The 11,586-nt window shown below is 50.0% G+C and carries 11 protein-coding genes and 1 riboswitch; of the genes, 4 read left to right on the plus strand and 7 right to left on the minus strand.

What is annotated here, in order from left to right:
- A partial coding sequence (locus ACE41H_RS22785) for a hypothetical protein (protein ID WP_375357861.1) occupies positions 1-203 on the plus strand: 203 nt, incomplete at its 5' end.
- Between the two features lie 184 nt (positions 204-387).
- Here ACE41H_RS22785 and ACE41H_RS22790 read toward each other — a convergent pair.
- Positions 388-1,758, minus strand: a complete 1,371-nt coding sequence (locus tag ACE41H_RS22790) for an NCS2 family permease (protein WP_375357862.1) — start codon at positions 1,756-1,758, stop codon at positions 388-390.
- Between the two features lie 173 nt (positions 1,759-1,931).
- Positions 1,932-2,031: riboswitch (purine riboswitch) on the minus strand.
- A 154-nt stretch (positions 2,032-2,185) separates the two neighbouring features.
- Here ACE41H_RS22790 and ACE41H_RS22795 point away from each other — a divergent pair.
- The gene (locus tag ACE41H_RS22795; protein ID WP_375357863.1) at positions 2,186-3,160 is read left to right on the plus strand and encodes a vWA domain-containing protein; all 975 of its coding nucleotides are present in this window, start codon (positions 2,186-2,188) and stop codon (positions 3,158-3,160) included.
- A 308-nt stretch (positions 3,161-3,468) separates the two neighbouring features.
- Here the strand turns inward: ACE41H_RS22795 and guaA are convergent, their stop codons facing one another.
- Positions 3,469-5,007 carry a glutamine-hydrolyzing GMP synthase gene (gene guaA / locus ACE41H_RS22800; RefSeq protein WP_375357864.1) on the minus strand — a complete coding sequence of 513 codons (1,539 nt, stop codon included), beginning with the start codon at positions 5,005-5,007 and terminating at the stop codon, positions 3,469-3,471.
- Positions 5,008-5,020: 13 nt separating this feature from the next.
- Positions 5,021-6,247: a polysaccharide deacetylase family protein gene (locus ACE41H_RS22805; protein ID WP_375357865.1), complete on the minus strand. Its 1,227-nt coding sequence runs from the start codon at positions 6,245-6,247 to the stop codon at positions 5,021-5,023.
- A 194-nt stretch (positions 6,248-6,441) separates the two neighbouring features.
- Between ACE41H_RS22805 and ACE41H_RS22810 the strand changes: the two genes are divergently transcribed.
- Positions 6,442-7,092, plus strand: a complete 651-nt coding sequence (locus ACE41H_RS22810) for a DedA family protein (protein WP_375357866.1) — start codon at positions 6,442-6,444, stop codon at positions 7,090-7,092.
- 58 nt (positions 7,093-7,150) lie between these two features.
- On the opposite strand, the gene bcp is transcribed toward ACE41H_RS22810, so the two are convergent.
- From bcp to ACE41H_RS22830, 4 genes are read right to left on the minus strand one after another with little or no spacing between them, the layout of a single operon-like run.
- On the minus strand, positions 7,151-7,624 hold the full coding sequence (bcp, locus tag ACE41H_RS22815) for a thioredoxin-dependent thiol peroxidase (RefSeq protein WP_375357867.1): 474 nt from the start codon (positions 7,622-7,624) through the stop codon (positions 7,151-7,153).
- Between the two features lie 39 nt (positions 7,625-7,663).
- Positions 7,664-8,452, minus strand: coding sequence for an ABC transporter permease (locus tag ACE41H_RS22820; RefSeq protein ID WP_375357868.1), 789 nt, complete (start codon positions 8,450-8,452; stop codon positions 7,664-7,666).
- 4 nt (positions 8,453-8,456) lie between these two features.
- Positions 8,457-9,251, minus strand: coding sequence for an ABC transporter permease (locus tag ACE41H_RS22825; RefSeq protein ID WP_375357869.1), 795 nt, complete (start codon positions 9,249-9,251; stop codon positions 8,457-8,459).
- Positions 9,244-10,290 carry an ABC transporter ATP-binding protein gene (locus ACE41H_RS22830; protein WP_375357870.1) on the minus strand — a complete coding sequence of 349 codons (1,047 nt, stop codon included), beginning with the start codon at positions 10,288-10,290 and terminating at the stop codon, positions 9,244-9,246. The genes ACE41H_RS22825 and ACE41H_RS22830 overlap by 8 nt, the downstream gene beginning before the upstream one ends.
- 84 nt (positions 10,291-10,374) lie before the next feature.
- Here ACE41H_RS22830 and ACE41H_RS22835 point away from each other — a divergent pair, with 84 nt between their 5' ends.
- A complete protein-coding gene (locus tag ACE41H_RS22835; protein WP_375357871.1) occupies positions 10,375-11,454 on the plus strand; it encodes an LCP family protein in 1,080 nt (359 codons plus the stop codon).
- Positions 11,455-11,586: the final 132 nt, after the last annotated feature.

The raw sequence follows: 11,586 nt of genomic DNA on the forward strand, positions 1-11,586 counted from the left end.
TCACTCGTTGTTCAGTTTTCAAAGATCAAACTTCGTTTGTCGCTTCAGCTCATCGCGTCAGCAACTTTTATATCTTACCATCTCACGACCATTTTGGCAAGCACTTTTTTTTAAAAGTTTTTTTACCAAGCAATTTTCAACAGCTCGTTTGGCCGGAATTAGAATATACCATGAATCCAATGAGCTGGCAAGAGAAAATTTAATATAATGTTTTACACCCAACTGCAGCGTGCTCGACTTAATTCTCTCCGTATAGTTAATACACTATTAAAACACTTTTGAAACACTATTGAAGCATCAGTGGAATGGGCCTAAATATGTTCTCGAATATTAAAGAACCTCCGGTACAAGCACGTCCGGAGGTTCTCTTAAGGTTGATTCAGTTTTTCATTCCGATCCCATGAACACAAAACGAATAATAACGATGACTGCAAGCACCCACATCAGCCAGTGTATCTTTACCTTGCGGCTTGCAAAGAGATTGCCGAACAGAGCGAGAATCACATAAGTTAAAATTCCAGCTGAGATTCCGTTGGCAATACTGCCTGTGAACGGCATCAATACGATGGTCAGGAATGACGGAAATGCCAGCGTGAAGTCATCCCAATCGATTTTGCGCACCTGGTTTATCATCAGCACGCCGACAATAATGAGAGCAGGCGCAGTTGCAGCTGACGGCACGAGCAGGGCCAGCGGAGAGATGAACAAGGCCAGCAGGAACAAAATGCCTGTGGTTACTGCGGTAAGACCAGTACGGCCGCCTGCCTCAACACCGGAGGAGCTCTCTACGTATGCCGTAATCGTACTTGTCCCGAGTACTGCGCCGGCGCTTACACCTACCGCATCAACGAGCATCGCCTTGCCAACTTTCTTCTCGCCCTCTGCTTTATTCTCCATTATTCCGGCACGTGTCGCCGTTCCCACCAGTGTGCCGAACGTATCGAACAACTCAACAAAAGTGAAGATGAAGATAATCTCAAACAAACCAAGATGAAAAGCCGACACCAGATCAAGCTGTCCGACCGCCAAGTTATTGAAGCTAGGGAACCAGCTTGCCCCGGAAAGGGAGCTCACGTTGGTTACCCCCATCGGGATGCCAATAATAGTTGTAGCGATAATCCCGATCAACAGAGCCCCTTTAACACGCAGCACCATCAGCACCGCGATAATCAGCAGGCCGATCAAAGCCAGCAGGGCGTCTTTTTGTACCAGCAGGTTGCCCAAAGTAAGGTTAAAGCCGGAACCAGGGACACTGTGCGTAATATCCGTTCCCGGCGTAATGTTCACCATAACCAGATTGCAGAGCTTCAAGCCGATAATGGTGATAAACATTCCGATCCCGACGGTAATCGCCATCTTCAGACTTTCAGGTACAGCGACCAGCAGCATCTGCCGCACTTTCGTCACTGTCAGGATCAGGAATATGATACCTGAAATGAAAACAGCACCAAGAGCCGCCTGCCACGTAATAGCTCCATTAGAGCTTAACACGACTGTCATAAAATAAGCGTTCAAGCCCATGCCGGGAGCCATGCCAATTGGCACATTTACGAAAAGGCCCATCAAAATCGTAATCAAGCCAGCGCCCACCGCTGTTGCAAAAAACACTGCCTCACTAGGCATTCCCGCACCGCTTGGTCCAAGGAAGATCGTGTTTACGACCAGGATATAAGCCATAGTCATAAATGTCGTAATGCCCGCAATGATTTCCGTGCGGACGTTGGTACCGTTCTCCTTTAATTTAAAGAAGCGATCCATTGTTCAAAACTCCCCTTTGATTAAAAGTTGTGAACGACAAAAAGACCTGGAAAGATCTGGAAAGATCTGATTCCCTCCAGCTCGTTTATGCACCGGCAAAGCAGCTCCCACTGTACTGCCACTGCCAAAATGCAGCGAACAGCATCAAACCGGAAAGCTTCCAGCATACCGGGTCAGAGGGAGCCCTTCTTCGTAGTGAGATCATTACGGTGACCTTGTAGAGACTTCCGGGCCAATCCCCGGAATTATACGAAAGCATATCTTTATTATTGTCGTCCAATCAAGTTTGTATCATATTCGTATCGTTATTGTAGGCCGTGATTGGGTATATGTCAATAATAAAAACGAATGTTATTTGCTCACCTTTTATTTATTGTTCGGAAAATACACTGAAAGCTCATTTTTCTGCAAAATTCTAATGCCCCTGGTGGAGAAATGCCAAGCCATTGTACAAGCAGGCTCCCAGCAGGTTACATATGAGATAACCCAAGCAACGCAAGAAACGGCCCTTATTTTCATTGAAATCTACAAGCACCGCGACAATCTCAAAGTACGGGCCATCGGGCGCAGATTTTTTGGAGGACTGAAGCCGCTCGCCGAGTCGTTTGGTGTCGAGGTGGAAGATCATGCTTCTGCTGAAGTGGCTGCAACTATGGCATCACCTGCTCCCGCTGCCCCTGCCTCCGTTCAAAGTCCGAATCCTGCTCCTGCTCCTGCTCCCGTACCTGTGAATCTGAGCAAAATCGATCTGCTCAAACGAAAAGTAACACTCACTCTTGAGAAAAAGAAAATCGAGCCGATCAAGGCACGTGTGGCCGTTGTTTTTGATGCGTCAGGCTCTATGTATAAACTGTATCGCAATGGCACCGTGCAGGAAGCATTTGAACGTATACTGGCGATTGCTGCAGCATTTGATGATAACGGCGAGCTGGATGTATGGTTTTTCGCCAAAGATTATTTACGTGCACCGAGCGTTACAGCCAGGGATTTTGAAAATTACATTGCCCGCACATACACTTTGGGCAGTAAAGGTGGCACAAACAATGAGCCTCCAGTGATGGAGGATGTCATTCGCAAGTACACTGTGGAAGAGCCTAATGTGAGCATACCAACGTACATCATCTTTTTCAGCGACGGCGGGGTTAGTCAGAAAGGGAAAATCACACAGCTTATTACCGAAAGCTCCACAAAAAATCTGTTCTGGCAGTTTGTCGGTCTGGGACAGGCCAATTACGGGGTGCTGCAAAATCTCGACGAAATGCCCGGGCGCTACATCGATAATGCTAATTTCTTCGCGCTGGACGATATTTCTAGAATTGGCGACGAGGAGTTATATGACCGGCTTCTTAACGAGTTTCCAGCATGGATCAAGGAAGCCCGTGCTAAAGGGATATTGGCATAAATTGTATGAAACCGTGAAGCTATAAATTGGAGGCCGGATTTAAGCAGGGCGAGGAAAATCCTACCAGCAGCAGCCAACTGAAGCCCGGCGACAAAGCGTTGCAGAACTTACAAAAACGGATTTGGGGGATGATATCCTAAAAAAACAGTGCATCACTTCGTCGTTGATATGCCAAAAAACCCGGATTCATTTTCGAATCCGGGTTTTTAACATGTAGCTTGTCTAATTTCAATTATATATGCCAGCGATGCTGGAAACCCTTGTGCATCAAGGCTTCCGAGCATCAAACAGTATGAATGAAGTCCAATTTACTCCCACTCAATGGTTGCTGGCGGTTTGGAGGTGATGTCGTACACGACGCGGTTCACGTTATCCACTTCGTTTACAATGCGTACCGAGATTTTCTCCAACACATCCCAAGGGATACGCGCCCAGTCGGCGGTCATGCCGTCGATGGAGGTTACAGCACGGATGCCTACGGTGTAAGAATACGTACGGGCATCACCCATAACGCCGACACTCTTCATGTTCGGCAGTGCCGTGAAATACTGCCAAATTTCGCGGTCAAGTCCTGCTTTGGCAATCTCTTCGCGCAGGATGTAGTCCGAATCCCGGACGATAGTGAGCTTCTCCTCTGTTACTTCGCCGAGCACGCGAATTGCGAGGCCCGGCCCAGGGAATGGCTGACGCCATACGATTTCCGCCGGAAGACCGCATTCTTCGCCAACCTTGCGGACTTCGTCCTTGAACAAGGCATTTAGCGGCTCGATGAGCTTGAACTTCATATCCTCAGGCAGCCCGCCAACATTGTGGTGGGATTTGATGGTTTGAGCCGTTGCTGTGCCGCTTTCGACAATATCTGTGTACAGCGTTCCCTGAGCAAGGAAATCAAAGTCGTCAAATTTCGCAGACTCTTCCTCAAAGACATAGATGAACTCGTTGCCAATAATCTTCCGCTTTTGCTCCGGATCGTCCACGCCTGCCAGCTTCGACAAAAAGCGCTCACGTGCATCAATTTTGACAACCTTCATGTCGAATTTGCCGACAAACGTATTCATTACGCTTTCCGCTTCGCCTTTGCGGAGCAGACCGTGGTCAATGAACATACATGTCAATTGATCCCCGATCGCTTTGTGGATCAGCATGGCCACTACCGAGGAGTCCACGCCGCCGCTCAATGCGCACAGAACCTTTTTATCCCCGACACGCTCGCGGATTTCCTGGATCTGATTCTCAATAAACGACTCCATCGTCCATTTGCCCTCGCATCCGCACACTTCATACAGGAAATTGCTGATCATTTCATTGCCGTTCACAGAGTGGCGCACTTCCGGATGGAACTGTACCGCATACAGCTTCCGTTCCTCATTGCTCATCGCGGCAATTGGTGCGCTTTCCGTACCTGCGTCCAGCTTGAAGCCTGCAGGCATCTCGGTCACATGGTCGCCATGGCTCATCCATACGGTCTGCAAGGAATCAAGCCCTTTCGCCAATGCGGCATCCTTGTTGAATTGCACATCTGCCTTGCCGTATTCACGCTTGTCCGCCCGCTCCACTTTGCCGTCAAGCTGCTGTGCCATCAGCTGCATACCGTAGCAGATACCGAAAATCGGAATATTCAGGTCATAAATCGCCTTGTCTACATGCGGAGCATTCTCAGCGTACACGCTGGAAGGCCCGCCGGAGAAAACGATCCCTTTTGGCGCAAGCTCACGGAGCTTGTCTACCGGAGTATTGTAAGGGAGCAGCTCGCTGTACACACCGAGATCCCGAATTCTTCTTGCAATCAGCTGATTGTATTGTCCCCCGAAATCGAGAACAACAACTATTTCATTAGGCTTGTTCATTACCGTGCCTCCCTCAATTGTTGGATTCATTATACGCAACGACAATTCGGGACGTCAAGGAAGGCAGAAGCGGTTCTTGCACTGCTGTAACTCTGTATTCCGTATGAGTAAAGTACAGCTGATTAAACGGACGATCTGCCCACTCCAACAGGTCACGCAGCGGAATCTGAATAGTCCCGGCACGGAAGGCGATATTGAGGGCTCCAGATACACACTGGTTCGCGTTGCTGCAGCTTGTCATTTTCCCCGTATCAGCATATACACGCATCGTTCTGCCGTTCCATGCGGCTGACGCTGTTCTGGTGTCAGAATCCCAGGTCACTTTTCCACCCAGACGCTCGACTGCCGTCCGCAGCGGAACGATGATCTCTCCCCTGTCCAACTCGTATTCCCCGACAGCAAGTATGGATTCTGTATTGCCTATTTCAAGAACGAGCGGTTTTCTATCAGGAAAAAGCGCCGTTTTATTGGGCAGAATATGCTTGGCAATCCAACTCGCATCCGGCGTTGGCCTCGAACTGGCCATTTTTTTCACCGGAGACTTCCAATTGGTTTGATCAGGTCCAAGGATGCCGAAGGAATAGCCTGCTGCACGATATTTTTTTATAATGCCCGGAAGGGCCTTGACGGTCTCCCCCCGCGCACCTCCATCGTGCAGAAGCACAATCTTGTCCCCTGGATGCGCAATTGCTTGTACTGCCCCCGCCTCAATCTGAGCTGCCGGCACGTCGGCGTGCTTCGAATCGCCACCATCCACATTCCAGTCCACCACATTATATCCTGCCTGCTGCAGCAGGTCGAAATAAGCGTTGTCGAAATGCCCATAGGTCCCCCCAGGAGCTCTGACCAGCTGCGGACGATAACCTGCGGCCTCATAAATAATATCCTCCGTCTGTTTGACCTGCTTCCAAAAGGTTTTAAAATCCCCGTACAATTCCTTATAATTATGATTGTATGTATGATTTCCAAGGGCGTGGCCTTCCGCCACAATACGCCGGATCAGCTCCGGGGAACGCTCCGCCTGCTGCCCCAATACAAAAAAGGTTGCCCGTACCTGGTTGCTTTTGAGAATATCCAGCACCTTTCCTGTATATTTTCCTGGACCGTCATCAAATGTTAAATATACCGTCGGCGTATTTTGTTTTAATTGAACAGACCGTGCCGATGCTGTGAACGGAAGCACAGCTGTCAGCAGAAAAATTACGAGCATGCACACAGTCAGCTTCATTTTCATCTCCATATTCTCCTCCTACATTTCATAGCCCGGTGTATTTTGATAAAATCAAGGATATCCGCCGTCAGCGAATAGTTGCCACGATTCAGCCGACATGGGAACACTTTTCTAGGAATATAGTAAAGTATATGAAGCAAAGAATAGAAATAGACTAGAATTATATAATTTTATTTTTGCAAATGAAGGCGGGAGTGAAAACTATGGATGTGCTCGAATGGATCGGGCATTTATTTGAATACTACGGGTATGGCGTGCTGTTCATCGGACTGCTGCTGGAGTTTATCGCCCTTCCTTTTCCCGGCGAGACGACCATGGCGTACTCCGGTTATCTCTCCTATACGGGCGCGCTTAACTTTTATCTACTAATTGTTCTAGCATTTTTGGGCACGACCATCGGAATGACCCTCACCTATTGGATTGGCCGCAAGGCCGGGCTGCCTTTCATTCTCCGTTTTGGCAAATGGGTATTTCTAAAACCGGACAAGCTCGAGAATACCCAGGTGTGGTTTCAAAAATACGGCAACTGGCTAATCTTTATCGGATACTTTATCCCGGGCGTGCGGCATTTCACAGGCTATTTCGCAGGCATTATCGCGCTGCCCTTTCGCAAATTCGCAGCCTACGCCTACAGCGGCGCATTAGTCTGGGTCATTCTGTTCATCAGTATCGGCAAGATGTTCGGTCCGCAATGGGATGCTGTCTTCCATCTGGCCGAAATGTACGCCGTGCGGATTATCGCAATTGCGGGTGCAGCGGTCGTGCTCATTGTTTTGTTCAGATACAGGAAACCTATATTCCGCCGCTTATCGCCTGTTAGGGTAAAAGGGAAGGAAAGTGGAAACACGGACTAAACAAAACACCCGTATTTACAGCGATCCGCTGCAAATACGGGTGTGAACCATACAAGCTTTATTTATTTTCCAGTTGGCGTATATACTCAAGCGCCTCTTCGATATGCCCCTTGACCCTCACCTTGCGCCATTCGCGCACCAGAATTCCGTTCTCGTCAATGAGGAACGTGGAGCGTACGATGCCCATGAACTGTCTGCCGTACATTTGTTTTTGCTGCCATACCCCATAGGCTCCGGAAACCTGGTGATCTTCATCCGCCAGCAGCTCAAACGGCAAGCCGTACTTGGCAATGAACTTCTCATGCTGCTTGAGCGGGTCGGCACTTATGCCCAGAATGACGGTATTCAGCCCCGCAAACTCCCCGTGATGATCACGGAAATCGCAGGCCTGCGAAGTACAGGCCGCCGTCAGGTCTTTGGGATAAAAATAGAGCAGCACCCGCTTGCCGCGGTAAGCGGATAGCTTCACATTTTTGCCGCTGCTGCCAGGAAGCTCGAAGTCGGGGGCCGCATGGCCGATCTCTGTCGTCATCTTTTTCACATCCGTTGTTATAAATTTAGTGATTTCCCTTTAAGAGCCTGCTCCGCGATAACGTCTCACCCCGTATTTCCAGGCTGTCAAACCGATGGCCAGAAATACGGCTCCCATCACAGGGGTCAGAAGCGCCATCTGCCTCATTTCCTCCCTGCCCAGGAATAGCGATGCCGGATAGATCCCGACAAAGGCAAACGGAACGATCCATGTCAACAGCACCTGCAGCGCACGATTGTAGATCGTGATCGGATAACGTCCATAGCTCTGAATGTTGAACATCAGCGGTAAAATTCCCGTAGGCGCATCCGAGTAGAACGAAAGGGAAGTCAATGTCGTATAAATACCGGTATAAATAGCAACCGCGCTGAGGGTGAGCACAATTAACGCAGGGATGAACCACCATTCCCAAACGATATCGAGCTGCGCGCCGCTGATCCCCATAATGATGAGGCCGATCACCGAGCCGACCAGCGCGGGCGGGTCTACATTTTCCAGGAAAATCTGAAACAGATTATGCGCCGGCCGGGTCATGATCCGGTCCATCTCGCCTTTTACGATATAACGTTCGCTAAACCCCCACAGGTTGATAAAGCAGCTGAAAATGCCATAAGGCACCATAAAATAGCCATACACGAAGATAATCTCGCTGCGGCTCCAGCCGCCCAGGCTGTCTGTATGCATGAACAGCACAAGAATAAAAATCAGATTGACCGCCTGGAACAGCAGATCAGACACGACCTCCACCCAAAAATCGGCGCGGTAGGTCATACGTGTCTTCATATAATTTTTCAGATATTCGCCCATCAGGCCCAAATAATATCTCATCCGCTCAACCTCCCTGAATGAACAAGCGCCGCCGCGCCATCCGCCAGATCAGCACCATCGGCACAAGCAGTACAGCAAACCACACAACCTGTATGCCGAGCACATGCCAGATGCCCACACCCTGAATGCGGCCCGTAAAGACCGAGCCCGGCAGATAGGTGATCGCCTGAAAAGGCAGCCACTGCGAAAGCGCGGCCAGCCAGCCCGGAAAAAAGCTGATCGGCAGAATGAGACCGGAAAACAGATCGACCACGACCCGCTTCATGCGCATCATGCCTTCGTTGTTTTCCACGAAAAAGGCGGCCAGCCCTGTAATGACATTGATCTGGGAGTTGATCAGAAAGCTGAAAAACAGCATGACCAGAAAACCAACCCACGCTGCAGGATCAGACGGCAGCCGGATCGGAAACAGCAGCATCGCAATCGCCATGCCTGGAATCATGAAAAGCAGAAAGCGGAACATGCCCTCGCCGAGCCCCTGCATCATTTTCACCAGCACATAGTTATAAGGCCTGATGATCTGAATAGCGATATTTCCGTCCCGGATGTCTGTCGAAATTTCCCTGTCCAGGTTGTTGAAGTAAAAGGCCCGCGCCATCCAGGATACCGCCACATAGGTCGTCATCTGCATGCTGGTAAAGCCGCCGATGCTGTCCCCTTCCCCGTATATCGCCATGTACGTGAAGTAATATACGCCGATATTCAGCGTATAGATCAAAATACCTGAGTAATAGTTCACCCGATAAGCCAGCATCGTCAAAAACCGGATACGGATAAAATCACCGTAAGCGCTAAGCATGGACGCCTGCCCCCTCAAGCACCTTTTCCCCATCCTTGCGCTCGGCTGAACCGGACTGATAAATGCTGCGGACGATATCATCGGTATTCGTTTCAATGATCTTGATATCGGTAATATCCGTACGCCCGACCACACTCGCCAGCACGTCGGATACGTTCAGTTCAAGCGGAATCCACACCTTGGCCTCAAGGTCGTTTTCGGCCGACCATTGCACCGGCATGCCGGCTGTCCACTGCTCCAGCAGCGTTTTGGCCGTAGGCTTTCCGAGCTGAAAATGAACCTCCCGCCCGGTGCCCCATCTGGCTTTCAGCTCATCCAGTCCGCCATCATAAATAATCCGCCCGTCATCCAGCATAATGACACGCGAGCATAACGCTTCGATGTCCTGCAGATCGTGAGTCGTCAGCAAAATCGTCGTGCCATGCTCACGGTTCATATCCTTCAGAAACTCCCGGATTTCGGATTTCACGACGATGTCGAGGCCGATGGTCGGCTCATCCAGAAACACGATCGCCGGGTTATGCAGCAATGCGGCCACCAGCTCACAGCGCATCCGTTGGCCGAGGCTCAGCTTGCGTACAGGACGGTTCAGCAGCTCCTGCAGCTGCAGACGCTCCACCAGTTCGTTCAGCCGCCGTTTGAAATCAGCTTCCGGCACCTGATACACCTTGCGCAGCAACTGGAACGATTCAATGACGCCGATATCCCACCAAAGCTGGCTGCGCTGCCCGAAGACCACCCCGATGTTGCGGACGAATTTCTCGCGCTCCTCATAAGGCACATAACCGCCCACCTTCAAGCGCCCGGAGGTCGGGACCAATATTCCTGTCAGCATCTTGATGGTTGTCGATTTTCCGGCCCCATTCTCACCGATGTAACCGCAAATTTCGCCCTGCGGAATCTGAAAGGAAATATCTTTGACAGCCGCTACCTCCCGGTACTCACGCTTAAATAAATCTAGAAAGGCACCCTTCAGGCCTTCACGGTTTTTCTGGACTTGAAACGTTTTACGCAAATCTTCTACATCTATCGCTAGCATAAATTTACCTCGCTGTAAAATTGATTGTGGCCCAAAAAGAAATTATAATGTAATGAATTGAAAAGCGAAAGGGAGAAGCTCATTATGACCAGGAAGACCAAAAGGACGATCTGGACCTTCGTAGCCATAGTTTTGGCGTCGGTTATCGGCTTTTCGGCCTATTATTTTACTTCTATTTATAATCAACTGGGTCAGCTGCAAAAGACAGGGGAAGCTTCCCCATTCCGCAATATTGAGAATGTAGACAAGACGGTAACTCCCGCCCCGCCCAAATGGGAAGGCACCGAGCCGGTGAACATTTTGCTGATGGGTGTCGATGCGCGCGGAACAAGTAAAGGTGAAGTTCCACGTTCCGACAGTATGATGGTGGTCTCGCTGGACCCGGAGCAGAAGAAAATCCGCCTCTTTTCCCTTCTCCGTGACACCTATACGGAGATTCCCGGTTACGGTACCAACCGTATCAACACAGCCATCACCCATGGCCCGAATACAGCGATGCAAGCGGCAGGCGACCTGCTGGGCATTCCGGTGCAATATTATGTTTATACCGATTTTCAAGGTTTTATCAAGCTGGTGGATGCCATCGGCGGTGTGGATTTTGAAGTGGAAAAGGATATGCTCTATACGAGCAAGGCGGATAATCACGAATACGATATCGATCTGAAGCAGGGAATGCAGCATCTGGACGGGGCAACAGCCCTGCAGTATGTCCGTTTCCGGCATGACGCCCTCTCAGACTATTCCCGTACCAGCCGTCAGCGTGCATTCCTGGAAGCCGTTGCTGACAAAATGCAGACCACAACCACGATAGCCAGGCTGCCGAGCATTATGGAGCAGGTTAATCCGTATATTGACACCAACCTGAACGTTACCGATATGCTGAAGCTCGCTGGTGTTGGATATCAGAGCAGCTTTGCGGGCAGTGAACAAGTGCCTCCAATGAACCTGCTTGCTGAAGAGAGAATCGGCGGCGCCGCCGTACTGACAGTCAAGAATTCCGATGAATTGAAGGCGTATGTACAGGAGCTCATGAACACCATTCCTTCGTCAGCTGAGGCGGAAAACGGGCAAGACGACACGTCAGGTGGCTCCTCCACAGCAGACACAGACGCGAACCCTTCCTCTTCGGAAGACAGCAGCCGTACAAGCGGAAGAGAGCTTTAATTGAAGGCGCAGGGCAGCCCACCGGCTGCCTTTTTTGCATTAGCAATCTGACGGAATTCCGAGCTTCATCTTTCCGGGTTCCGGCATATCGGATATATCACGTTATGGGGAAGGATAGTCTGGTATAATAAA

Origin of the sequence: Paenibacillus enshidis (assembly GCF_042136365.1) — a bacterium.
Taxonomy (GTDB): Bacteria; Bacillota; Bacilli; order Paenibacillales; family Paenibacillaceae; genus Paenibacillus; species Paenibacillus enshidis.

What these genes read in the sequence shown, in the direction of transcription:
- ACE41H_RS22790 (WP_375357862.1), bottom strand. Translation starts at nt 1,758, where the DNA reads ATGGATCGCTTCTTTAAATTAAAGGAGAACGGTACCAACGTCCGCACG.
- guaA (WP_375357864.1), bottom strand. Translation starts at nt 5,007, where the DNA reads ATGAACAAGCCTAATGAAATAGTTGTTGTTCTCGATTTCGGGGGACAA.
- ACE41H_RS22805 (WP_375357865.1), bottom strand. Translation starts at nt 6,247, where the DNA reads ATGGAGATGAAAATGAAGCTGACTGTGTGCATGCTCGTAATTTTTCTG.
- ACE41H_RS22810 (WP_375357866.1), top strand. Translation starts at nt 6,442, where the DNA reads ATGGATGTGCTCGAATGGATCGGGCATTTATTTGAATACTACGGGTAT.
- bcp (WP_375357867.1), bottom strand. Translation starts at nt 7,624, where the DNA reads ATGACGACAGAGATCGGCCATGCGGCCCCCGACTTCGAGCTTCCTGGC.
- ACE41H_RS22820 (WP_375357868.1), bottom strand. Translation starts at nt 8,452, where the DNA reads ATGAGATATTATTTGGGCCTGATGGGCGAATATCTGAAAAATTATATG.
- ACE41H_RS22825 (WP_375357869.1), bottom strand. Translation starts at nt 9,251, where the DNA reads ATGCTTAGCGCTTACGGTGATTTTATCCGTATCCGGTTTTTGACGATG.
- ACE41H_RS22830 (WP_375357870.1), bottom strand. Translation starts at nt 10,290, where the DNA reads ATGCTAGCGATAGATGTAGAAGATTTGCGTAAAACGTTTCAAGTCCAG.
- ACE41H_RS22835 (WP_375357871.1), top strand. Translation starts at nt 10,375, where the DNA reads ATGACCAGGAAGACCAAAAGGACGATCTGGACCTTCGTAGCCATAGTT.